Consider the following 24,237-nt stretch of genomic DNA (forward strand, 5'->3'; position numbering starts at 1 on the left):
ATCTTCACACAAACAAATTATTCAAATGAACATACGACATTTAGTTACCTCCATCATTTTAATGAGTACGATGGTTCTTCAAGCACAACTTCAGTTTGTAAAAGAACGAGAACATATAAACCTCACCGATTGGGTATTTAACAAAGGCATTGTTTACAATGCTCAAAAAGCCGATTTTAATACCTCTGCCTGGGGAAAAGTAAAAGTTCCGCATACTTACTCAATGGATGCCATTGAGGAAGTCGGTTATTTTCGTGGTCAAGCTTGTTATAGAACCATAGTTCATGTACCCGAATCGATGAAAGATGAGCGTGTTTTTATTCGTTTCGAAGGCGTAGGGCAAGAAGCACAAGTTTTTGTAAACGAAAAGGAAGTTGGGAATCATATGGGTGGTTATTCAGCTTTTTGTTACGAGATAACTGATGTAATAAAAATAAATGAAGAAAACTTAATAGTTGTTAAGGTTAGCAATGCCCCAAACTTTAAACGTATCCCGGTAGACGATGCTTTGTTCAATCATTATGGTGGAATTTACCGTCCTGTTCAAATTTTTTCGACACCTAAAAGCAATATTTCTCCAACGTTTCATGCTTCGTCAGGTGTATTTGTGGAGTTAAAAGAAATTAATAAAGATGTTGCCAAAATTAAAGTGCGTACCCACATTTCAAGCACTGTTGATGTTAAGACAGCCCAATTGATGTATAAGATTATCGATGCAAACAAGAATACTGTAGCTGAACTTGTAAAGCCTCTAAACGATTTGAATGGCAATTTAATAATAACTGAAACTTTTGAGATTAACAATCCTGTTTTGTGGAATGGTCGTAAAAACCCTCATTTATATAGTATTGAGATTCTATTTTCTGTTGGTGATACTACTGATAAAGTGGTACAAAAATTTGGCTTAAAAACCTATGAAGTAGATGCTGCTAAAGGCTTTTTTTTAAATAAAGAACCTTATAGACTTAATGGTGTATGCATGCATCAGGAATGGAAACAATCTGGACCGGCATTATTGCTTGAGCAACACCAAAAAGATATGGATATGGTAGATGAAATTGGTGCTACCTCCCTACGTTTATCGCATTATCAGCATTCATCTATTACTTACCAATTGGCCGATGAAATAGGCTTATTGGTTTGGGCAGAAATTCCATTTGTACACGATTATAGTGGGAGAGAAGGTGCTAATGCAAAGCAGCAGCTTACCGAGCTAATTATACAAAATTATAACCACCCTAGTATATTTGTGTGGGGCTTATGGAACGAAGTAAGAGCCTACGATAGTACTGATGAACCTTGTGTAACACTTACTAAAGAATTAAATAAATTAGCCCATGAATTAGATGCAACTCGTTTAACAACCTCCGCGAGTGACCGTGGTATGGAATCGAACATGGGTAATATAAGCGACCTGCAAGCATGGAATAAATATTATGGCTGGTACTATGGCGAATACCAAGATATGGGAACCTGGTTAGACGATGCAAGGAAAGATTATCCGCATATTGCTTTAGGAATTAGTGAATACGGTATTGGTGGTAATATTTATCAGCAAGATGTTACAAAGTTGGAGAAGCCTAGTGGAAACTATTTTCCAGAGCCAGAACAGAATACTTACCACGAGATTAGCTGGAAAATCATACAGGATCGACCTTTTATATGGAGTACATTCATCTGGAACATGTTTGACTTTTCGGTTGCCGGTTGGAACCGAGGTGGAATACCAAATATGAATCACAAAGGATTGGTAACCTTCGATCGAGAAGTAAAAAAGGATGTATTTTATTTTTATAAAGCGCAATGGAATCAAAATGAACCAACGCTATACATAACAAGCCGTAGACATGTTAACCGAACCTATAAATTAACTCCAATAAAGGTATATTCCAACTGTGAGGAAGTTACGCTTACAGTAAATGGTAAAAAAGTGAGTAAAATACAAAAGCCCGAATATCATATTTTTAGTTGGGAGGATATTGAGCTGCAACCCGGCAAAAATACGATTATGGTATCAGGACAATGGAGAGGCAAGAAACAGTCGGACACTTGCGAATGGATATTTGAATAACTGAACAATATGATTTAATAAAAATAAACAAATGAAAAAAGGAAAAAATATTTGTATTTACACCTTCTTACTAGCTTTACTAATTTCATGTACTGAGCAAGAAAAGAAAATGAGTGCATCTTATAAACGATTCAGAGAGAGCAAAATTCGTTTTGACAAATACAATGAGTTTAACACTAATTTTGTATTTAAAGAAGTAACCGGAATAGGATACGAAGAAGGTGTCACTCGTCGTGACCCATCGAGTGTAATTATGGTCGATAGCGTATATTATGTATGGTATAGCAGACCTCAAGTCAATACTCCGCTTGTTGGACCTAATGATGCAACAGATAGTACTCGTGCTTTTCACTGGGATCTCTGCGATATCTGGTATGCAACTTCAACTGATGGTTATGATTGGGAAGAACAAGGAATAGCGGTTCATCGAGGTCCAAAAGGACGATATGACCATCGAAGTGTATTCACAACGGATATTTTGGTTGCCGATGGTAAATACTATCTGGCATATCAAGCTGCCGAAAATTTAAAACAAGCCAGATGGTCGGAGTGGACAAAAACATCAGGTGATTTCAATAAAAATGTTATAGGAATGTCTTGGGCAGATAATCCTAACGGTCCTTGGCATGCATTAGAAGAACCAATATTAAAAGTTGGCCCTGAAATTGCTTGGGATGGTGAGGTTGTTCACGATCCAACATTTGTTGTTCGTAATGGAAAATATTTTATGTATTATAAGAGTGCTGGTCGTGTACCTTGGAAACCAAATATCTCAAATGGTGATTTCACGAAAGAATTTGCTGATATGCCCAATGCTATTATTGGTGTAGCTGTATCCGAAAAACCAACGGGACCTTATATTAAATCTGAATACAATCCGGTATTAATTGGAGGGCATGAATGTATTGTTTGGCCATACCGAAAAGGCGTTTGTGCCTTTTTAACTGAAGGCCCAGAGGCAAATAGCATTCAGTTTTCTGAAGATGGAATTAATTTCTACCCAGTTAAACACGGATTAGAAAAACCTGAAGCTGGAGGTGTTTATAGAGCAGGGAATTTTACCGACACCGATAGCTTACCAGGGCAGGGAATTACCTGGGGGTTAAGTCATGTATTGGGTGAATGGAATTTCTTACGTCGTTTTGAATGTGACCTATCATTAGAAAAAGGGAATAGGGTTTTAGCTGATTATGATAAAATAGTAGAATATCAAAAACGTGAAGATTATCAGTATGATAAATCTGCGAGTACAAGTCCGAAATAAACATGATACTGATGAAAAAAAGGTAATTAAGCTCACACAGCCAAACACATTTTCAACTCCTCTGAGCCGAAACGCAATCAAAAAACTACAAAAGAACTTGCTTGTTTGTTAACGCTTTTTTGCCTACCCTAAAAACTAATTTTTTAGGGTACAGCAGTGCTACGATGGAGTTGATTATGTATCTAATTTAATAGATGGCAAACTTAAGATGTGTATAAAACATTTGGCGGATAATGCTAATTTTAAGGTCGTTGCATTTAATGAAATTTGTAGCGGTTTGAAAGGAAAGTGCTTCGAAATGCCAAACGTTTCATATACTTAACGTTGTGTACAATGTGGCACTGTGATGATTAGAATAATTTAAATTTAGAATATGAATACAAGAATTTTTTTTATTATTGGAATCGGAATTTTAACAACTCTAAATTCCTGCATAAAAAACAAAAAAACAGATAATGCTGTGAACTTAGAAAGTTCAATAGTTTTTGACCTTTCAAATTTCAAAAAAGAACCAACCAGAGACATCCCCGGAATGTCTGGGGTATCCCCCACAGGTGATCAACTAAAAGTTAATAATAAGTTTATCACATATAATGACGAACCATGGATTGCCTCTTTCGGAGAGTTTGAATATCAACGGTACCCATCTGAACATTGGGAAGACGCTCTCTTAAAATTGAAATCACAGGGTTTTACAGGAGTTTCCTCCTATATGTTTTGGATAAATCATGAGGAAGAGGAAGGTGTTTGGGATTTTTCAGGAAGAAATGATTTACGTCGTTTTATACAGCTTTGTAAAAAGCACAACCTGTTGTTTGCTGCGAGAATTGGCCCTTGGGTAAATGCTGAATATCGAAACGGAGGCCATCCTGATTGGCTGGTAAAGCGTTTGGGAGATCCTAAAAACCCGTTTGGACATTCAGGAAGTGGAGGGCGATTACGTTCAATGGATCCTGACTATTTAGCTTATGTAGATAAGTATTATCAAAAAATAGGAGAGCAAATGAAAGGCTTGTACTGGAAAGATGGAGGTCCTATTGTTTCGGTGCAATTAGATAATGAGTACACTCCTGCGCATTCGGGTGTAGGTGGAACTGATTTAATTGAATGGGAAAAAGCGACAGCTATAAAATATGGTATGGATGTTCCTATATATACAACTACTGGATGGAATGGTGCTGAGTTTATTCAAGATCATACAATTCAAACTCATGGGTCATATGCCGAATATTTTTGGGGTACAGCAGACAAAATATTTAGAACACCTGCATTTAGTTTTAGTACACTTAGAGCTGTGGACGGTATCGATACAGAAGTAAATTATTTCGATGCTAACCAAAGTACCAATATTCAAAAATACATTGACAATCCTTACCTAACCTGCGAAACGGGTATTGGAATGAACATGGCGTACCACCGTCGTCCTAATGTTAATTATTTGGATAACGGAGCTGTATCATTAGTTGAATTAGGAAGTGGCTGCAATGGAATGGGGTATTTTATGGCTATTGGTGGCAGTAACCCTAAAGGAAAGCATAGCTATATGAATAGAGAAATGGCTCATGGTGCCAATGATAATTCAGTATTTAGCAACGATTTTCAGTCAGCTATAGGGGAGTTTGGACAAATTAGAAGAAGTTTCCATGAGTACCCAGTACAACTCCATTTCATGACTGATTTTGGAAAACATTTGGCACCCTGCCAAACAATTATTCCAAAAGAAATTGATGAGCTACACGGTCAAGACCTACTGAACTCTAAAGAGCTTCAAAGAGCTGTACGAACCGATGGCAAAAAAGGATTTGTGTTTGTCAATAATCGCGTTAAAAACGATACAACCTATCAATTTAATAATACACAGTTTGAAATTAATTTAGCATCCGAAACACTAAAATTTCCTAAAAAACCATTTAATATTCCTATTGATTCTTATTTCTATTGGCCTTTTAACTTGCAGTTATCGGGTGTCCTCATTAAGTACGCTACAGCACAACCCATTTTACACTTAGAGGAGAGTAATACTTTTGTGTTTTTTCAAAACGAAGGGCTTCCTGCAGAATTTGCTATAGATAATACTAATATCTCTGACATTAAAACTAATAATGCCCAAGTAGTAAAAAAGGATTCCTCAACGAATATTGCAATCACAAAAGCAGGTTTAAACTGTTTTATTGATGTGAAATTAATAGATGATAAAACGGTTCGTTTTTTAGTATTGGATCAAAAGCACGCGAAGCAGTTGTATAGAAATAACAACACTTTGTACCTTTCAGACGCTGAGATTTTACTATTTAAGGGTGATAGTTTGCAAGTGATTAGCGAACAGATAAAAAATACAATTTGGGCATATCCTAAGGTTCCCTCTAAAAATTCACCATCAATCAAGGATGGATTGTTTGAAAAATTTGAAGTAAATTTTGAATACGTTGACGTGCCCTTAGCTTATACTGAAATTCAGAATGGTAAAAATATTAAATTCCAAAACAGAACAAACAATAAGTCCCAGAATTTGATTACTGGTGTTCCACATGATTCTATTTTTGATAAGGGCACAATTCTTTCCTTAACTTTTCCTAAAGGCATCCCTGATAGCCTATATGATGTGCGAGTAAAAATTGATTACGAGGCAAGCGCGCTCCGTTTATATAAAAATGGTGAATTTATTTATGATAATTACTACAATGGAGAGACATGGGTATTAGGTGCAAAACAGTTGTTACCAGATTATATAAATGGAATGAATTTAGAACTCAAATTCATTCCATTGCAACCTGATGACAAAATCTATATAGATGGTAAATATTGGCCAAATTTGAATAAAATTAAGAATGTTTTGGAAGTAAAAAGTATAAAAGCCATACCTGTTTACAAAACAGGTTTTAAACTTAACTAACTATTTAATAAATTGTAAACTTAGAATGTGTCATAGGTAATGGTACTAATGATTTTGAATTTTCATCTTTTCCGGCTGGATCCCGAACAGGACTTGGCGATTATGGATTTTTAGGAAAGTATGCTTTTATTGGTCATTTTGTGGGACTCAACTATTTTTAAAAATGTATTTTTGAAAGGGCTTCACTTCCTTATAAAAGTGTTTTTCATCAATAGTTACATTATCAGTCTTAGACCATGATGTGGGATATTTAATACTAAATAAACTCTCACCTGTTGACATATACCCATCATCTTCTCTAAGAAATCCAATATTCATCTGATATTGATTAAAAACATAAGTGCTAAATTGAGAGTTAAGTATTACAAATAATCCACCAAGAGCAGATATTATATTTTCAATAGAAGCGAAATGGAACATATCGCTTCTATTATGTTTAACATTATTATATGCCTGATACCAGTTTAAAGGAGCAAAACTATTCGATCCCCAATCCTTAAATGGTCTAAATTCTTTGGGTTTAGGAAACCATGTATTAATACTTACTTCATATTCATGTAGTTTAGAAGCAGAACTTATTTTAAAATAATCTTTAATATTCCATTTCGCTTCTATTGAATAACCATTATCTTTAAGAATTCCTGAGCAATTATTTTCAAATTCCGTACAAATTCTAAGTAATAACTCATACGTTCTATGTGAAAAAGTATCCTTGTTCTTATCATGCAGTTCAATATATTCCATTATTTTCTTAAAATCATTCTGTATAATATGATAAGCATGAATCCAAGTCCGAAATAAACAAGATATTGATTAAAAATGGTAATTCAGCCCACACAGCCAAGCACATTTTCAATTCGCCCGAGCCGACACGCAACCAAAAATTGCAAAAGAGCTTGCCTGTCTGCCAACGCTTTTTTGCCGACCCTAAAAACTATTTTTTTCGGGTACAGAAGTGCTTCGATTGAGCTGATTTTGGATTGTAATAAATTGATAATGAATAAAGCCCAGCATACAACAATAAATATAAGGCATAGGGCGGAAAGCGTTATATTTGAACTTAGTACATTTAATAAAAATTGCAACGGTTTGACAGGTTCGTGTTCCAAAGTGCCCTACGACCTCATATTCGAGCCGTTGCCAGTAATTTAAGAAACTGCGTAACAAAACAGAAAAATTGCACTCTTTAATAAAAAACTTATAATGACAAAAATCATTTTCATCTTTCTACTTTCAATTTTATCGACAACATTATTTGCTCAAGAAAAGTTAAAATCGTTTGACATTTCTGAATTTGCCCACGCTTTTGAAATTAATAACGACATCATTGAAGGTGCAGGAATTAAAATATTGGAAAATAGAATATCTGAAAGTCAATTTCTATTATTAGGAGAACAGCATTATTCGCCTGAAATTTCTGAATTTACAAATGCAATACTTCCAAAACTAAAACAGTCGAATTTTAAATATTTTGCGGTAGAAGTTGGACCAAACAGTACCGAAAAAATGGTTACTGTAATTAAAGAACAAAATTCATTGTTTGATTTTAACACAAATTTTTATTCAAATTACAAAGATATTCCGTTTCCCTTTTTTGATGGTAAAAAAGATGAACTATTTCTCAAAACAGCGATAAATGAAAATTTTGAAATTTGGGGCATCGACCAAGAATTTTTATCATCGCAACTTTTTTTAATTGACGAAATTTACAATCAATCAAATGAAAAATCTTCATTAGAACCTCATTTCGATTCTGCAAAGAAATTTATAATACAAGAATTTAAAAAAGATAAAGAAAATAAGAACTATTCAATGTTTACGAAACTTTTAGAATCGAATATAGTAACATCATTCTTTGAAAAATGCCAAAACGAAAAACAAAATAAAATTATAGCGGACTTAATTACTTCTTGGAAAATTTACGCTTTTAATGAAACTAGAAAATATAGTGAGAACAATTTCACAAGAATGAAATATATGAAACGGAAGTTTGGAGAGAACTATAAAATTGCATTAAAAAAAGATTCTATTCCTAAAATATTTATAAAAATGGGTTCTATGCATCTTGCAAGAGGAAAGAATTGGTTGGGAATTTATGATTTAGGAAATATGATTAAAGAACTATCTTATTTCAATGGAACTGAATCGACTTCTATAAATTGTTTCGCTCGATTTTCGCAAGATAAGGACGGAACAATATATGATTATTTAGATGATGAAGACGGAAAAGCATATCAACCTATTTTGGAATTGGCTAAAAAAGATAAATGGGTTCTAATAGAAACAAAACCGATTTTAGAATTGGTAAAAAAGAAAAAAATAGAATTGAATTCAGACCTGAAAATTTTAATTTCTGGATTTGATTTCATCTTATTTACACCAATAAAAACAGAAGTAAAAATAAACTATGCGGAGTAAAAACTACTGGCAACAATGGTAATCGTTGCACAAGCACCAAAATAGACCATCTGGATTAATTGGGGATTTATTTTTAGTAGTTTTAAGCGTGGCTATAATTTTTTCTGTCCCCTATTTCATCTTTTTTAAAAGGCTTAAAATGGCTTGATCTGCTCAATATATGCCAAAAACAGTGAGTTAAGTACAGCGCAAGTGATTTGGCATCACTTCTGACAACTTTACTTGTGAATTTTAGGTACTTTTTCAGGTTGTAGGCAATGGCGGAGAGATGCATCACCTTGTTGGCTTGCTCAATGCCAATGGTATTTATTTTACGTAAGCCCATGAATTGAGTTAGCGTTCCAAAGACAGGTTCAACAGTACTCTGTCGTTTTGATTTCATATAACGACCTTGGTTGCTGCTTACGCGATGGTTATTTCGTTCGTATTCTTCTCTGTAATAAGTTACCGAAAATTTCTTTTCTTGTGCTGTCTTACCTAAACATTGTTTTCTTATCGGACAGTCTCTACAAATTTTTGAGGAGATTCTATATTCCTTTTTCTTACTACCTGTTCTATAATCATTAAACACTTTTTTAAAGGGAACGATATGACCCTCTGGACAGAGATAATGATCCTCTTGTTTGACATATTCAAAATCCTCAGGACCGCCTTTATACGTCCCGTGAGGTGGTATAAAACTTCGTAAACCTATTTTTTCCAAAAAAGCATAATTCTCTCCATCACTATAGCCTGTATCGGCCACTAGATTTTGCCATAAGATCCCTTGTTTGTTCAATCGTTTTTTTAATCGAGGTACAATGTCTTGTAAGTATTGGCTGTCTTTCTTATCTGCCTTATACGCTTTAATGTCAGTGATTACATGATGTCCAGTGTCAACACTTAGCTGACTCATATAGTTCAGCTTGCGTGCCTTGCCTGGCTTTACACTAATTTTAGCATCCGGATCGGTGGGACTATAATGCGTTTTGTTTGAGGTGTATTTTGAGTTTTTATTGTTTGCACCCGTGCGTTGATCTTGATCTTTTGACCATTTTTTATTCCGACTTTTAATAGCAGACAATTCTTGCTTGGTGGCACTAATTTTTTTTTGAGCATCTGAAGCTTTATTCTCTTTGGCTTTTCGAATAGGCTTTTGTTTATCCATGCTACTGATATGGCGTAGCTTTTTTAAGTGGTCTTCTAATTCTTCTTCAGGCACTTTTAACTCCAAGGTATCCATCGAGGCATTTGCCTTTATTGGAGCAGAATCTATCGCTTGAGTATGGCCACTTACCATGCCTTTGTCAACACACATAATTAAAACACGCGTAAAGACTTCTTCAAAAACTTTTTCTGGATATAATTGACGCGTACGACTTATTGTGCTATGCCAGGGCAACTCTTCATCAATATCATAGCCTAAAAAATACAATATGTCCAAACGTAAACTACAATGGGCAATCAACTGTCGATCACTGATAATATTCTCTAAATATCCCACCAAACACAACTTGAAAAACACGGTAGGATCTATGCTCTTTTGACCACTGTCTCCATAATAAGGACGTGTCAGTACATATAGAAAATGTAGGTCTAATTCCCCATTTAATCGTCGATAAAAATTCTCCTTTGGAATCCGATCACTCATTCGGAATTGAGTGAATAATTTCTCTTGATACTCTTTTTTGCCTTGCATACCTCAAGATACAGAATATCAGTCTAATGACCAATAAATTCATGCGTTTTTTAGTTCATTTTATCCCTAATTATATATATCTTGTGCAACAGGCACAATGTATATAAAGAATAGCGCAAGTCAATGCTAACACTAAGGTTTGGGCATTTTTGAAAAATCGCCAAATTTTTAAATTTGACGATTTCCAACAAAAAGATAAATAGTAAAATTTAAAAATTCGGCTTGTGTTAATTCGAAAAGTAACAGCTTATTTTCAGCGCTACTTTTCATATACGGAGCCGTCAGACTGTCTAATAACTTATTCTTTTTTCTAGCGTAAATTCTTTATTACCTTTCAGTTTTTTCGTATCTTCTAACTATGAAATTTATTATTGGAAAAGACCGAAAACAGACCTGCCTTTTTCCCATTTCTCTTGAAGATTCTATTGATGAGGAGAACAGCATTAGGTCGATAGATCAATTTGTAGATTCACTTGACTTAGCGGAACTTGGTTTTCGTTCAGATTTTACAGAGAACGGACCTCCAGCCTACCATCCTTCTGTTTTACTGAAACTATATATCTATGGCTATATGAACCGCGTGCGATCTTCACGACTATTGGAAAAAGAATGCAAACGTAATATTGAACTAATGTGGCTTCTTGAATCTTTAGCTCCCGACCATAACACTATCAGTAATTTTAGAAAGGATAATGCTAAAGCAATAAAAAAAGTGTTTTTTGCTACGGTTCAAATAGCACGCAATTTTGGGCTCATTGGAGCTACATTGATTGCAGGCGACAGTACTAAATTTAGAGCACAGAACAGTAAAAAGAATAATTTTAACCAAAAGAAAATACAACGTCATTTAGATTATATTGACAATAAGTTGCTACAGTACGACAATGCACTAGAACAAAGTGACAGCAACAGTGAAAAGGAAGAAATCAAAAATAATATAGACAAACATCAAGGACGCAGAAAACACTATAAGCAACTTGAAAAAAAACTAAAAGAATCTGGAGAACCACAGATATCAACCTCAGATCCCGACAGTAAGCATTTGATAGTACGTAACAACATCACTGAAGTTGCCTACTGTGTGCAGACCACTGTAGATGCAGATAATAAAATCCCTTTTGATTATTTGGTCACCAATAAGAATGACTCAAAAGCAATGGGACAGATGCTACGCAGGGCAAAAACCATTTTAGGCTCTAATTCTTTTACTGCACTTTATGATAAAGGTTATCATACAGGAAGTGAATTTAGGACAGCTAATCAATTAGGTATAAAAACACTTGTAGCAATACCTGGAATAGGGAGAGCTTCACAAGCTCCTGACCCAAGCTACAACTCAGAATATTTTGAATATAATAAAGAAAGTGACACTTATCTGTGCCCACAGGGAAATATCCTTAAAAGCAACGGAAGCACTTATAAAGGAAGAAACTATCGATTTAAACAGTACAAAACAAACAAATGTAAAACATGTCCGGCGAGAGATCTATGTACCACCTCTAAAGTAAATGGAAAGGTGTTACAGCGAAGTGAGTTCCAAAAATACATCGAAGAAAATGCCCGACAAGTTTTAAAAAACCCAAAGGCATACAAAAAAAGACAAGCTATTGTAGAGCATCCTTATGGAACCATAAAACGCCAATGGGGTTTTAACTATATTACCACTAAAAAAACAAAACAAAGAGCAAGTGCAGATGTAGGCCTAATGTTTATAGTTTATAACTTGAAAAGAATCTGGAACATCCTTAACCTAAAGAAACTACTCTTTTTAAAGCCCTACCAAGACTTAATCAAGATTATATACCAATTATTGAGTACAATAGCACTTCTCTTAAGGCGAAACACAAAAAAACAAATACCAATATAACAATAAAGCTAAAAAACGTAATTTAGTAGAAACTATAAAAACAGCGGTAGGTTATTAGACGAACTGCCGTTAGCACCAATATGACAAAAAAACTATGAGTACAATTTCAAGATGGGTTTTACCTTGCTACCATACTGATAGTGAATTTTCAACAGAACCGATTACAATCGACTTAACAGAAAATTTGAATCTTATTCTTTCCAACGAAGTTTGGAATCGGAAATTTGAATATGGATTTACAGGTGGCTTGAAAAATACAGATGTAAAAGACATTAAACGTGCTTCAGTAATTATATTTCCTCGCTTTATTTCTGGAACGGTCAATGAAAATAGAATTCAAGAATTAATTGAAAAGCATTGCGGAAAATTACCTGAATATTTAAAAGTTGAGAATTATAAGAGTTGGTCACATAATATCGGATTTTCAGTCATAGAAGTTGAGTATAAAAAACCTCTTAAAACCATTCCAATTAAAAAGGATTTTGCTGGATATATTCCAAACTGGAATGAAGAATTTTTACATACATATCATAAACATTTTGCAGTTTTAAAGGAACTGAAATTTTTCTTCCTTGCAGGCTTGCATTTGTCATTTCCAACAACTTCAATTGTTATTAGAGATGATAGTTCAATAAATGATGGCTTTTTTCAAATTAGTTCTGGAAAAAGAAAATATGCGACTTTAAAAGCAAGTAGTTCATTTATGCACGAAGTTCTAATTGAAAAAAATAAATTAAAAAACCTTATTGGAAATTTAAATGGACTTGCAACTAAATGGCATTTTAATTTATGGCCAATTAAAAGATATTTAACAGCAGTTGAGAGTTATCAAATATCAATGGACAACCTACTTGACTTGTTATATTCTTTAGAAGGTCTGTTTAGCAAAAACACATCTTCGGACATTATAAAAATGACTTGTGTTTTGAGTATAGCAAATAACAAAAGAGAAGCTAAAGTGCTAAAAGAAATTTTAGATATTAGTTTTAGAATACGTAATGATATTGCACACGGAGAAAGGTCTTATGACTTATATGACAAAGTTAAAATAGGTGGAAAAGAAAAGTTAGCTCAAGATATATATTGGAAAGTCAAAGTTATTGTCGCGCAAATGATAATTCTTGCAACTTCAAAACTAATGACAAATCCTGATATGAGAAATTTGAAGTTTAATGATAATGACTTTTTAGAATTAATTTATAAAAAATAAACCTCGAAATTAAATGGATACAAAAATATTATTAGCGATAGTAGCATTGATTTTAGGATTGCTATATTTTGCATTACCAAAAATTTACAATTACTATTTAAAAAGACCAAAATTAGTAGTGGATATAGAACCAAACAAAGGAATCACAAGTTCTCAAAAGTTTATAAGACACTCTTCAAAAAATCCAGTTGGAGTTCCAGTAAATACACCAGAAGGAATTAGTATTTACGAATTTGAATGGAAATTTGACTTGACTATTAGAAACAATTCAGAAGTTAATGCTTTCAACATTAAAATGTGTCAACGTAAGAATTCCGATTACTTAAATTTCAAAAAAAACATTAATCCCAACAAAGCACTAAAAGCACACGAAGAAGAAACTATTCCTTTTATATTTAGCAAAGTAGTTGAAACAAAACACAAAGATAGAGAAAGTCATTTTACAAAAAGACCATCTGAATTTAAAGACCTTATGTTATTGTTAGAATATGAAAACGAATATGGTCAAAAATTTTATAGTAGATATTATTTTAATACCGACAAAACAGATTATAAAAAAACATCAGAAACGGAATTAAAATACTGGTGCTAACACCGTATCCTATGTAAAGCACTTTCCCGAGTCTTAGGTTAAATATACAATATTTTTCTTTTTTTTAATTCATGATATTATTTTTAGTGTTGAACTGTTGATTACGCTTTTTGCGTTATCAATAATTCAATGCTAGCTTTATAAAACTCCGCATCCTATATGTGGTATCCGTCTTTAGCGAATCCACCAGCATCTCTATGATGATTTTGGCAAACAAGGCAACTTGCTATAAATATGTGATAACTGTATTAGAGTTTCACCTACGGTGTTTTGTTGTCCTATCTTTTGTGCCAATTTTATAATGAGTTTTAAGCTTGTTTTATGTTTTTATTTAACTAACTACACCTACTTCATAAGGAATTTCAGTTCTAATTACTGCATGAATTCGACTCAAGAGTTTCCTCGCTACTTTTACCAATATGCGTTTGACATCTTTACCTGAATGTGACCGATAATAGGCCTGCATAACTGGATCAAAACGCAACGCTTGCCAAGTAGCTTCTACCAAATAACTACGCATTAGCCGATTTGCTCTTGGGGTTAACCCTGAAGTTTTGAGATTATCTCCACTTTGGTGTACCCAGGGAACCAATCCTACATAACTGGCTAATTGTTTGAAATTTTTAAAACGCCTTAAATCACCCAATTCACATAATAATCCACAAGCTACTATGCCTCCTACTCCCGGAACTGATCGTAATAAATAATAATCTTTCTTATAATGCTTACGACAATAGGCACGTAATTTTGTACTCACATCTCGCTTTTGCTTATCTATATATTCATAGGTAATAAGACGTGTCTCAAAACAATAATCCATTGTAGGATATTCAAAAGTCAAATTTCTTAACCAATCTCTAAAATTATGAGACCAATGACTATTGTCAAATGGCTTTGGAATTTCAATCCCCAAATACAACAATTGCATCTTTATTTGAGTCTTTATTTTTCGATGTTCTTTAACCAGCTCATTTCTTCGACGAAACAAACATCTTAACTGCTCTCGTTCTATTGAAGGAACATGAATTCCTTTGAGTCGGCCATCCTTTAATTCTTTACATAACATACGTGCATCGATCTTGTCGGTCTTTTGAAACTGGGCCTTGGCTGGACGATGAACATCTGCAGGGTTAACAACCTTTGCATGCCATCCAAATGAAATAAAATGTCGATAATGACTAAAGCCACAACAACCCGATTCATAACAGCAATAAACAGTATATCCCTTAAAATGCCTATCCACATACTTTTTTAAACTAAATGCATCTGGTGGAATAGTTAACGATGATCCATCAAAAAGATCCGTTGCAGTACGAATTTTCCAACTTCGCTTGTGTACGTCAATTCCAATAAATAACTTTGATCTAGTAGTATCCTTTGTTTTCATAATAATAAGTTTTTGAACCTTAAAGTTATTAACTAAACTTTGGATACTGCTTTTACATGGTTGCTATAATTAGTTGCTTGGTTCTCGCCTACTTACGAAAATACTAGCGGATTTTCTATTCGGTTTGTATTTGCTAACTTTAGTGCTTAAATCACGCAACTAATCATACACATAAACGTTACCTGCAAGCAAAAAAAAGAAAATGAATGAACATTAAACATCCTGAAATTGAGATAGAAGAGAAAAACCCTTTTGCAAATTGTAAATTAGATAGGGAAAAATACTCCAAAGTCCTGACTAATATTATTCTTTCCTATCCAAACGGATTTGTTCTTGCTCTTAACAATAAATGGGGTGCCGGAAAAACTACGTTTGTGAAAATGTGGGAACAACACTTGAAGAATAATGAGTACCAAACATTATATTTTAATGCATGGGGGAACGATTTTGAAAATAATCCATTAACAGCGTTAATGGGAGAATTAAAAACTATTACAACTAAAAGGACTGAGCCTGAGTTCAAAAAAACATTGAAAAAAGCAGCAATCCTCACAAAAAATATTGCGCCAATAATTGCAAAGGCTATTGCGGACAAATATATTGACACCGAGGGAATAAAAGAGGCAATTGTAGGAATCACGGAAGGGCTATCTGATGTATTTGAGAATGAAGTTCAAGAGTATGAAAAAAAGAAAAAGAGTATTGCAGATTTTCGTCAAGGCTTATCAGAATTCATTGCAAATACCAATAAAGGGAAGCCCCTAATTTTCATAATTGATGAGCTTGATAGATGTCGTCCAAATTATGCTGTATCCATTTTAGAACAAATAAAACACTTCTTTTCTGTTCCTAATATTGTTTTCATTTTATCCATCGATAAAGAACAACTTGGAAATGCAGTAAAAGGAGTCTATGGAAGTGCAGATTTAGATGCAGATGAATATTTGCGACGTTTTATTGATATAGAATATTCAATTCCTGAACCAGAAGTAGATGTTTTTTACAAATATTTGTACGAATATTTTAAATTTGACGAATTCTTCAAGTCGCCAGAAAGACTTAAATATTCAGGAGTACAAGAAGACAAAGCAAATTTTATAGCAACCTGTAAATTACTCTTCACTAATACAAATGTACCACTAAGGCAACAAGAAAAAATATTTGCGCATTCTCGTTTGGCTCTTCGAGGTTTTGGCGTTGACAACTATGTTATTCCTCACCTATTCTTATTTCTAACTTTCATTAAAATAAGACATAACAGCTTTTATGAGAAATTGAAAAGTAAAAGCTTGAGCATTCGAGAAGTACAAGAAGAATTTTTGTCTGTGATTAAAATTGAGGTAAACGAAGAAACGGAGAGACCACTTATGTTCCTTGAGGTTTACATAGTAAATGCTTACAACAATTATTTTCAAGAAAAATATCACCGAAAATCTTTATACGAAAGAGATCCAGAAACTGGTAAAAACAAGGCCCTAATCAATTCAATTATTAAAAAAGATGCTGAATATGACTTTATGCATATTTTAGAAAGTATAATTAGTAGACATGGGATAGTAGGTTTAGGTTTATCCCATTTTACTAAACGAATTGACTTACTTGAGGATTTGAAAACGTGAAAAGCCAGCAGGTAACAACGTGTATAATTAATTACTACGGAATTCCTTCGCAGGAATTCACTTGGATTAATTAACTTCGTCGTACGTCGGAAAATCCTAACGGATTTACCGCAACTAACCATACACAAACCGTTACCCAACATATTGACCCGTCCTGAAATATGTATACATAAATCAATAAGTATATGTATAAAAATGACAGAGTAACTAGACGTTACAGTGAACCTTTTAAATTAAAAATTTTAGCCGAACTTAGTACTGGTAAATACACAAAGAGTCAATTAGGAAAACTCTACAGTATTGCACCTACAACCATCAATGAATGGATCAGAAAGTACGAACGTAATGACTTAATGAACACTAGAGTTATGGTAGAAACCAAAGATGAGATAACACGAATTAAAGCACTCCAAAAAGAGATTGAACAACTTAAAAAACTAGTCTTGAAAAAGGATTTAGATGAGCTGGTAAATGAGTCTTACTTGGAAGTAGCCGCTCAAAAACTAGGCTATAAGAATGTTTTAGAACTTAAAAAAAAACTAAACATCTAGCTTTAATATTAGCTGTATCTAAAGACAAGGGACTTACATCTATTGCTAACATTTGCAATTGTTTTGATTTAAAACGTGATGCCTTTTATAAATACCGTAACAGGTATAAACAAAGACATATATTTAAAAATCAGATCATTGAAATCGTTAAAAAAAGACGTAAGTCCTTACCTAGAGAAGGGGTGCGTAAACTCATGAAATCGTTGAAGAAAGACTTTGATAAAGAGAAACTAAAAGTGGGTAGAGACACCTTGTTTAATGTCCTTAGAGAACATCAAATGTTAACTCTTAGAAAGAAATACAGTTGTAGAACAACGAACTCTTATCATCGGTTTTATAAGTATAACAATATCATAAAAAATATTGAAGTTAATAGACCTAATCAAGTTTGGGTATCTGACATCACCTATATCAGAACCGTAAAAGGGTTTTGTTATCTAGCACTAATAACAGACATGCATTCGCGTAAAATTGTAGGATATGACCTGAGTGATAGCCTAGAATTAAAAGGTTGTATAAGAGCTCTTAATAAAGCGATATACCAAGCTAAAAATATTGATGGATTAATACATCATTCGGATAGAGGAATACAATATTGCAGTAATGTATACACCCAAATACTTAAAAGAAAAAAAATAAACATTAGTATGACTGAAGAAAACCATTGTTATGAAAATGCAATGGCCGAGCGTGTAAATGGTATTTTAAAAGATGAATTTTATTTAGACCAGACCTTTACTAATGTAGCACACGCCAAAAGAGCTACAAAAAATGCAATTAATTTATATAATGAAATAAGATTACACTTATCTTTAGACTTTAAAACACCAAATATGGTATATAAATTATCAGCCTAAATTAAATTTTAACCTGTAGCCATATTTCAGGACTAGACATATAAAAAACCGTTAATATTTTGGTTTTTAGTTGACAATTCATTAAATTTATATACTTTTGTCAACCTATAAAACTGAATTATGGAAAAATTAGTCGCTAATCGTATTAAAAATGCAAGAATACTTAAATGCTTGTCTCAACAAAATGTTGCGGACGAGTTAGGTGTTTCTAAGCAAATGGTAAGCAAATATGAAAATGGAGAAGCCATACCTACTAGTTCAAGGTTTTTAAAATTATCAAAGTTATTTGGATTGAAAATTGACTATTTCTTTAGTTCTTTTCAAGTTGAGTTAGGCGAAATAAATTTTAGAAAAAAATCTAGTTTTTCAATAAAAAAACAAAGCTCTTTAAAAGAGCAAATCAAAATTAATTTAGAAAATTATATTTGGCTAGAAGACACTCTTTCTATTGATTATAGTTTTAAAAATGCAATAGAGAATATTAGCATTAACAAAATAGAAGATGTAGAAAAAGCAGTCCTAAAATTAAGAAATGAATGGAATATTGGAATTGACCCAATACATAACATTATCCAGCTATTGGAGGACAAAGAAATCAAAGTCATTGAGTTGTATGATGTGGATGATAAGTTTGACGGTTTAGCTACTTATGTTAATGGAAAATACCCAGTAATTGTTGTCAACGGAAATTTTCCTGTTGAACGAAAAAGATTTACTTTACTTCACGAATTAGGACATTTACTGCTCAATCTTCCTAATTGTGAAACTAAAAAAGAAGAACAGTTTTGTAACAAGTTTGCAGCTGAATTTCTCTTCCCTAGAGAAATTGTCGTAAAAGAATTCGGTGGAAAAAGAAACCACATTACTCTTGCTGAATTAATTGCTACTCAAAAAAAATATGGAATAAGCATTCCAGCAATTGTCTATAGATTAGTTGATTCTGGAATTCTAAGTAAACAACGTCATTCAGATTTTTATAAAAAGACAAGGTTTAACCCTTCTTTAGATAGAGAAGTAAATGCATCACGTTTTGAAACCCCTGAAAAATCTTCTCGATTCGAACAGTTAGTTTACAGAGCTTTATCGCAGGAAAACATTTCTATAAGTAAAGCATCCTCACTATTAAATAAGAATATTGAGAATGTTAAGGAAAGTTCATTAATATAGTTTTAGCATTATGAAAATTGTTATTAATGATGCTAACATCTTAATCGACTTAGTAAAACTAGAACTTATAGATGCTTTTTCCAAGCTAGACTTTGATCTACATACGACAGACTTTGTTCTTGATGAATTAAATGATGAGCAAAGGACACCAATTGTAAATTTAAACAGTGGAAAAAAACTTACTGTAATAGAAACCATAGAAACAACAGATTTTCAAGGCATAACTACAATTTTGGAAAAAAGCACAGGGTTAAGTTTTGAAGATTGTTCTGTTTGGTATTACAGCAAGAAAATGTCAGGAATTCTCTTAACTGGTGACGGAAAATTAAGAAAACAAGCTAGTAAGGATAATATTGAGGTTCGTGGAATAATTTATCTCTTTGATGTACTTCTAAATCAAAATCTGATAAGTTTCCAAGAAGCAGTTGAAAAAATTAAACAATTAATGTTGCTCAATAACAGGCTTCCGAAAAAAGAGATCGATAAGAGGATTGAGCTGTGGAATGATGAAAAATACGTTGGGTAACACCGTGTAAAAAAAATTGCTAGTAAAAGCCTACTTACGAAAATCCTCGCGGATTTTCTTGGTTCGTATTTTATTTGCTAAATTCACTGCTTTTAAAACCGCTACTTTCCTTACACAATCACGTTAGGTATCATTCTGACCCGTCCTGAAATATGTATACATAAATCAATAAGTATATGTATAAAAATGACAGAGTAACTAGACGTTACAGTGAACCTTTTAAATTAAAAATTTTAGCCGAACTTAGTACTGGTAAATACACAAAGAGTCAATTAGGAAAACTCTACAGTATTGCACCTACAACCATCAATGAATGGATCAGAAAGTACGAACGTAATGACTTAATGAACACTAGAGTTATGGTAGAAACCAAAGATGAGATAACACGAATTAAAGCACTCCAAAAAGAGATTGAACAACTTAAAAAACTAGTCTTGAAAAAGGATTTAGATGAGCTGGTAAATGAGTCTTACTTGGAAGTAGCCGCTCAAAAACTAGGCTATAAGAATGTTTTAGAACTTAAAAAAAAACTAAACATCTAGCTTTAATATTAGCTGTATCTAAAGACAAGGGACTTACATCTATTGCTAACATTTGCAATTGTTTTGATTTAAAACGTGATGCCTTTTATAAATACCGTAACAGGTATAAACAAAGACATATATTTAAAAATCAGATCATTGAAATCGTTAAAAAAAGACGTAAGTCCTTACCTAGAGAAGGGGTGCGTAAACTCATGAAATCGTTGAAGAAAGACTTTGATAAAGAGAAACTAAAAGTGGGTAGAGACACCTTGTTTAATGTCCTTAGAGAACATCAAATGTTAACTCTTAGAAAGAAATACAGTTGTAGAACAACGAACTCTTATCATCGGTTTTATAAGTATAACAATATCATAAAAAATATTGAAGTTAATAGACCTAATCAAGTTTGGGTATCTGACATCACCTATATCAGAACCGTAAAAGGGTTTTGTTATCTAGCACTAATAACAGACATGCATTCGCGTAAAATTGTAGGATATGACCTGAGTGATAGCCTAGAATTAAAAGGTTGTATAAGAGCTCTTAATAAAGCGATATACCAAGCTAAAAATATTGATGGATTAATACATCATTCGGATAGAGGAATACAATATTGCAGTAATGTATACACCCAAATACTTAAAAGAAAAAAAATAAACATTAGTATGACTGAAGAAAACCATTGTTATGAAAATGCAATGGCCGAGCGTGTAAATGGTATTTTAAAAGATGAATTTTATTTAGACCAGACCTTTACTAATGTAGCACACGCCAAAAGAGCTACAAAAAATGCAATTAATTTATATAATGAAATAAGATTACACTTATCTTTAGACTTTAAAACACCAAATATGGTATATAAATTATCAGCCTAAATTAAATTTTAACCTGTAGCCATATTTCAGGACTAGACATTCAAATTGCAGCCAGCAAAACGAGTCACTTAACTTGAATGAACTTCAATTGATTTTTCTTTTACTGATTTATACATTTTATAAAGTTTGATGAATGCTAATAACTCAATACCTACAATAACAAGATGAATAATTAAATCCATTGTAGGGGAAGCGGGTGCATTAATCAATGGAAACAAAGGGTCTATGATTGTTTCAAACCCCTCACGTAATATATTCATTATAAACATTACCAAGAACAATTTTATATCTTTAGAAATCATAATTACTATTGATACAATTGCCATTACAGCAGTTCTTGCAGCAAATTCGTAAGCGAGATTATAGTCTGCGATAGTTTCAATTGTAATGCCTGATGCGATAACTGCCTTGTGGTCGAGTAAGAATTGATATACCTGTGAGAACATAATTAGTATTAATACTCCTTGTAAGATATTAATCCAAAGTGGAATTTTTGTTTTCATATTGTAAATATTTATATATTAGTTACACAAAGTTACTTTTATTAGTAACTAATAGTTACTTTTGAGTGAAAATTGCACTCAGAATAACAAAAAAGTAGTTACTTATAAGTAACAATTGAAAGACTATGAAAGAAAAGAACCTCCAAAATTGTCCCCTAACTCAAGCACTTTTGGTAATTGGAGGAAAGTGGAAGCCAATAATAATTTCTCATTTACGAAAATCACCAAAGCGTTTTGGACAACTAAATGCATTGATACCTAAAATTTCAAGAAAAGTTTTAACAACTCAATTACAAGAATTGGTTAGAGATGAATTGTTAACTCGCCAAAGTTACGCAGAAATACCTCCTCGTGTTGAATATCGACTTACTGAAAAATCCAAGGAACTTGTACCCATTTTTAAATCAATGTCAGAATGGGGGATGTACTTGGTTGAGAAGAATAGTGAAAATAAAACGCTACCTAACAATGGTAATCGTTGCACAAGCACCAAAATAGACCATCTGGATTAATTGGGGATTTATTTTTAGTAGTTTTAAGCGTGGCTATAATTTTTTCTGTCCCCTATTTCATCTTTTTTAAAAGGCTTAAAATGGCTTGATCTGCTCAATATATGCCAAAAACAGTGAGTTAAGTACAGCGCAAGTGATTTGGCATCACTTCTGACAACTTTACTTGTGAATTTTAGGTACTTTTTCAGGTTGTAGGCAATGGCGGAGAGATGCATCACCTTGTTGGCTTGCTCAATGCCAATGGTATTTATTTTACGTAAGCCCATGAATTGAGTTAGCGTTCCAAAGACAGGTTCAACAGTACTCTGTCGTTTTGATTTCATATAACGACCTTGGTTGCTGCTTACGCGATGGTTATTTCGTTCGTATTCTTCTCTGTAATAAGTTACCGAAAATTTCTTTTCTTGTGCTGTCTTACCTAAACATTGTTTTCTTATCGGACAGTCTCTACAAATTTTTGAGGAGATTCTATATTCCTTTTTCTTACTACCTGTTCTATAATCATTAAACACTTTTTTAAAGGGAACGATATGACCCTCTGGACAGAGATAATGATCCTCTTGTTTGACATATTCAAAATCCTCAGGACCGCCTTTATACGTCCCGTGAGGTGGTATAAAACTTCGTAAACCTATTTTTTCCAAAAAAGCATAATTCTCTCCATCACTATAGCCTGTATCGGCCACTAGATTTTGCCATAAGATCCCTTGTTTGTTCAATCGTTTTTTTAATCGAGGTACAATGTCTTGTAAGTATTGGCTGTCTTTCTTATCTGCCTTATACGCTTTAATGTCAGTGATTACATGATGTCCAGTGTCAACACTTAGCTGACTCATATAGTTCAGCTTGCGTGCCTTGCCTGGCTTTACACTAATTTTAGCATCCGGATCGGTGGGACTATAATGCGTTTTGTTTGAGGTGTATTTTGAGTTTTTATTGTTTGCACCCGTGCGTTGATCTTGATCTTTTGACCATTTTTTATTCCGACTTTTAATAGCAGACAATTCTTGCTTGGTGGCACTAATTTTTTTTTGAGCATCTGAAGCTTTATTCTCTTTGGCTTTTCGAATAGGCTTTTGTTTATCCATGCTACTGATATGGCGTAGCTTTTTTAAGTGGTCTTCTAATTCTTCTTCAGGCACTTTTAACTCCAAGGTATCCATCGAGGCATTTGCCTTTATTGGAGCAGAATCTATCGCTTGAGTATGGCCACTTACCATGCCTTTGTCAACACACATAATTAAAACACGCGTAAAGACTTCTTCAAAAACTTTTTCTGGATATAATTGACGCGTACGACTTATTGTGCTATGCCAGGGCAACTCTTCATCAATATCATAGCCTAAAAAATACAATATGTCCAAACGTAAACTACAATGGGCAATCAACTGTCGATCACTGATAATATTCTCTAAATATCCCACCAAACACAACTTGAAAAACACGGTAGGATCTATGCTCTTTTGACCACTGTCTCCATAATAAGGACGTGTCAGTACATATAGAAAATGTAGGTCTAATTCCCCATTTAATCGTCGATAAAAATTCTCCTTTGGAATCCGATCACTCATTCGGAATTGAGTGAATAATTTCTCTTGATACTCTTTTTTGCCTTGCATACCTCAAGATACAGAATATCAGTCTAATGACCAATAAATTCATGCGTTTTTTAGTTCATTTTATCCCTAATTATATATATCTTGTGCAACAGGCACAATGTATA

At 33.3% G+C, this 24,237-nt stretch carries 20 protein-coding genes; 15 read left to right on the top strand and 5 right to left on the bottom strand.

All coding sequences use genetic code 11. The features are described 5' to 3' along the window. Positions 1-25 precede the first annotated feature (25 nt). The 3 genes from FF125_RS02320 to FF125_RS02330 all read left to right on the top strand — a co-directional run bounded on the left by FF125_RS02320 (position 26) and on the right by FF125_RS02330 (position 6,228). On the top strand, positions 26-2,071 hold the full coding sequence (locus FF125_RS02320; RefSeq protein WP_138948270.1) for a glycoside hydrolase family 2 protein: 2,046 nt from the start codon (positions 26-28) through the stop codon (positions 2,069-2,071). A gap of 31 nt (positions 2,072-2,102) precedes the next feature. Then, positions 2,103-3,335 (top strand): glycoside hydrolase family 117 protein, encoded by a 1,233-nt coding sequence (locus FF125_RS02325; RefSeq protein ID WP_138948271.1) that lies wholly within the window; start codon positions 2,103-2,105, stop codon positions 3,333-3,335. Positions 3,336-3,708: 373 nt separating this feature from the next. Further along, positions 3,709-6,228, top strand: a complete 2,520-nt coding sequence (locus tag FF125_RS02330; RefSeq protein WP_138948272.1) for a beta-galactosidase — start codon at positions 3,709-3,711, stop codon at positions 6,226-6,228. Between the two features lie 147 nt (positions 6,229-6,375). On the opposite strand, the gene FF125_RS02335 is transcribed toward FF125_RS02330, so the two are convergent. After that, entirely contained in the window at positions 6,376-6,972 is a 597-nt protein-coding gene (locus tag FF125_RS02335) for a hypothetical protein (RefSeq protein WP_138948273.1), read from the bottom strand. A 459-nt stretch (positions 6,973-7,431) separates the two neighbouring features. Between FF125_RS02335 and FF125_RS02340 the strand changes: the two genes are divergently transcribed. After that, positions 7,432-8,646, top strand: coding sequence for a hypothetical protein (locus FF125_RS02340; RefSeq protein WP_138948274.1), 1,215 nt, complete (start codon positions 7,432-7,434; stop codon positions 8,644-8,646). A gap of 82 nt (positions 8,647-8,728) precedes the next feature. On the opposite strand, the gene FF125_RS02345 is transcribed toward FF125_RS02340, so the two are convergent. Next, on the bottom strand, positions 8,729-10,324 hold the full coding sequence (locus FF125_RS02345) for an IS1182 family transposase (RefSeq protein ID WP_250629571.1): 1,596 nt from the start codon (positions 10,322-10,324) through the stop codon (positions 8,729-8,731). A 358-nt stretch (positions 10,325-10,682) separates the two neighbouring features. Between FF125_RS02345 and FF125_RS02350 the strand changes: the two genes are divergently transcribed. From FF125_RS02350 to FF125_RS02360, 3 genes are all read left to right on the top strand, one after another. Further along, positions 10,683-12,191 (top strand): IS1182 family transposase, encoded by a 1,509-nt coding sequence (locus tag FF125_RS02350; RefSeq protein WP_138948275.1) that lies wholly within the window; start codon positions 10,683-10,685, stop codon positions 12,189-12,191. Between the two features lie 94 nt (positions 12,192-12,285). Further along, positions 12,286-13,401 carry a hypothetical protein gene (locus FF125_RS02355; RefSeq protein WP_138948276.1) on the top strand — a complete coding sequence of 372 codons (1,116 nt, stop codon included), beginning with the start codon at positions 12,286-12,288 and terminating at the stop codon, positions 13,399-13,401. 13 nt (positions 13,402-13,414) lie between these two features. Further along, positions 13,415-13,993 carry a hypothetical protein gene (locus FF125_RS02360; protein WP_138948277.1) on the top strand — a complete coding sequence of 193 codons (579 nt, stop codon included), beginning with the start codon at positions 13,415-13,417 and terminating at the stop codon, positions 13,991-13,993. Between the two features lie 331 nt (positions 13,994-14,324). Here the strand turns inward: FF125_RS02360 and FF125_RS02365 are convergent, their stop codons facing one another. Continuing rightward, positions 14,325-15,380, bottom strand: a complete 1,056-nt coding sequence (locus FF125_RS02365; protein ID WP_138948250.1) for an IS110 family RNA-guided transposase — start codon at positions 15,378-15,380, stop codon at positions 14,325-14,327. A 206-nt stretch (positions 15,381-15,586) separates the two neighbouring features. On the opposite strand from FF125_RS02365, the gene FF125_RS02370 reads away from it, so the two are divergent. From FF125_RS02370 to FF125_RS02400, 7 genes are all read left to right on the top strand, one after another. Next, positions 15,587-16,999, top strand: a complete 1,413-nt coding sequence (locus FF125_RS02370) for a KAP family P-loop NTPase fold protein (RefSeq protein ID WP_138948278.1) — start codon at positions 15,587-15,589, stop codon at positions 16,997-16,999. Positions 17,000-17,184: 185 nt separating this feature from the next. Beyond that, on the top strand, positions 17,185-17,550 hold the full coding sequence (locus tag FF125_RS02375) for a transposase (RefSeq protein ID WP_138948279.1): 366 nt from the start codon (positions 17,185-17,187) through the stop codon (positions 17,548-17,550). Between the two features lie 5 nt (positions 17,551-17,555). Next, the gene (locus FF125_RS02380; protein ID WP_138948280.1) at positions 17,556-18,407 is read left to right on the top strand and encodes an IS3 family transposase; all 852 of its coding nucleotides are present in this window, start codon (positions 17,556-17,558) and stop codon (positions 18,405-18,407) included. Positions 18,408-18,527: 120 nt separating this feature from the next. Continuing rightward, positions 18,528-19,574 carry a helix-turn-helix domain-containing protein gene (locus tag FF125_RS02385; protein WP_175418851.1) on the top strand — a complete coding sequence of 349 codons (1,047 nt, stop codon included), beginning with the start codon at positions 18,528-18,530 and terminating at the stop codon, positions 19,572-19,574. 10 nt (positions 19,575-19,584) lie between these two features. After that, positions 19,585-20,100 carry a PIN domain-containing protein gene (locus tag FF125_RS02390; protein WP_138948282.1) on the top strand — a complete coding sequence of 172 codons (516 nt, stop codon included), beginning with the start codon at positions 19,585-19,587 and terminating at the stop codon, positions 20,098-20,100. 176 nt (positions 20,101-20,276) lie between these two features. Further along, a complete protein-coding gene (locus FF125_RS02395) occupies positions 20,277-20,642 on the top strand; it encodes a transposase (RefSeq protein WP_138948279.1) in 366 nt (121 codons plus the stop codon). Between the two features lie 5 nt (positions 20,643-20,647). Beyond that, positions 20,648-21,499, top strand: a complete 852-nt coding sequence (locus tag FF125_RS02400; protein ID WP_138948280.1) for an IS3 family transposase — start codon at positions 20,648-20,650, stop codon at positions 21,497-21,499. Positions 21,500-21,567: 68 nt separating this feature from the next. Here the strand turns inward: FF125_RS02400 and FF125_RS02405 are convergent, their stop codons facing one another. Beyond that, positions 21,568-21,945: a hypothetical protein gene (locus tag FF125_RS02405; RefSeq protein WP_138948283.1), complete on the bottom strand. Its 378-nt coding sequence runs from the start codon at positions 21,943-21,945 to the stop codon at positions 21,568-21,570. Between the two features lie 182 nt (positions 21,946-22,127). On the opposite strand from FF125_RS02405, the gene FF125_RS02410 reads away from it, so the two are divergent. Next, on the top strand, positions 22,128-22,514 hold the full coding sequence (locus FF125_RS02410; protein ID WP_138948284.1) for a winged helix-turn-helix transcriptional regulator: 387 nt from the start codon (positions 22,128-22,130) through the stop codon (positions 22,512-22,514). Between the two features lie 23 nt (positions 22,515-22,537). On the opposite strand, the gene FF125_RS02415 is transcribed toward FF125_RS02410, so the two are convergent. Continuing rightward, complete coding sequence (locus FF125_RS02415) at positions 22,538-24,133, bottom strand: IS1182 family transposase (RefSeq protein WP_250629571.1); 1,596 nt, start codon at positions 24,131-24,133, stop codon at positions 22,538-22,540. Positions 24,134-24,237: the final 104 nt, after the last annotated feature.

This window comes from Aureibaculum algae, from assembly GCF_006065315.1.
GTDB classification, from domain to species: Bacteria; Bacteroidota; Bacteroidia; order Flavobacteriales; family Flavobacteriaceae; genus Aureibaculum; species Aureibaculum algae.

Bases quoted from the DNA above. Each gene is read 5' to 3' on its own strand.
- FF125_RS02330 (WP_138948272.1), top strand. From the start codon at position 3,709: ATGAATACAAGAATTTTTTTTATTATTGGAATCGGAATTTTAACAACT.
- FF125_RS02355 (WP_138948276.1), top strand. From the start codon at position 12,286: ATGAGTACAATTTCAAGATGGGTTTTACCTTGCTACCATACTGATAGT.
- FF125_RS02390 (WP_138948282.1), top strand. From the start codon at position 19,585: ATGAAAATTGTTATTAATGATGCTAACATCTTAATCGACTTAGTAAAA.
- FF125_RS02395 (WP_138948279.1), top strand. From the start codon at position 20,277: ATGTATAAAAATGACAGAGTAACTAGACGTTACAGTGAACCTTTTAAA.
- FF125_RS02375 (WP_138948279.1), top strand. From the start codon at position 17,185: ATGTATAAAAATGACAGAGTAACTAGACGTTACAGTGAACCTTTTAAA.
- FF125_RS02325 (WP_138948271.1), top strand. From the start codon at position 2,103: ATGAAAAAAGGAAAAAATATTTGTATTTACACCTTCTTACTAGCTTTA.
- FF125_RS02320 (WP_138948270.1), top strand. From the start codon at position 26: ATGAACATACGACATTTAGTTACCTCCATCATTTTAATGAGTACGATG.
- FF125_RS02385 (WP_175418851.1), top strand. From the start codon at position 18,528: ATGGAAAAATTAGTCGCTAATCGTATTAAAAATGCAAGAATACTTAAA.
- FF125_RS02405 (WP_138948283.1), bottom strand. From the start codon at position 21,945: ATGTTCTCACAGGTATATCAATTCTTACTCGACCACAAGGCAGTTATC.
- FF125_RS02345 (WP_250629571.1), bottom strand. From the start codon at position 10,324: ATGCAAGGCAAAAAAGAGTATCAAGAGAAATTATTCACTCAATTCCGA.
- FF125_RS02415 (WP_250629571.1), bottom strand. From the start codon at position 24,133: ATGCAAGGCAAAAAAGAGTATCAAGAGAAATTATTCACTCAATTCCGA.
- FF125_RS02365 (WP_138948250.1), bottom strand. From the start codon at position 15,380: ATGAAAACAAAGGATACTACTAGATCAAAGTTATTTATTGGAATTGAC.
- FF125_RS02370 (WP_138948278.1), top strand. From the start codon at position 15,587: ATGAACATTAAACATCCTGAAATTGAGATAGAAGAGAAAAACCCTTTT.
- FF125_RS02350 (WP_138948275.1), top strand. From the start codon at position 10,683: ATGAAATTTATTATTGGAAAAGACCGAAAACAGACCTGCCTTTTTCCC.
- FF125_RS02335 (WP_138948273.1), bottom strand. From the start codon at position 6,972: ATGGAATATATTGAACTGCATGATAAGAACAAGGATACTTTTTCACAT.
- FF125_RS02340 (WP_138948274.1), top strand. From the start codon at position 7,432: ATGACAAAAATCATTTTCATCTTTCTACTTTCAATTTTATCGACAACA.
- FF125_RS02410 (WP_138948284.1), top strand. From the start codon at position 22,128: ATGAAAGAAAAGAACCTCCAAAATTGTCCCCTAACTCAAGCACTTTTG.
- FF125_RS02360 (WP_138948277.1), top strand. From the start codon at position 13,415: ATGGATACAAAAATATTATTAGCGATAGTAGCATTGATTTTAGGATTG.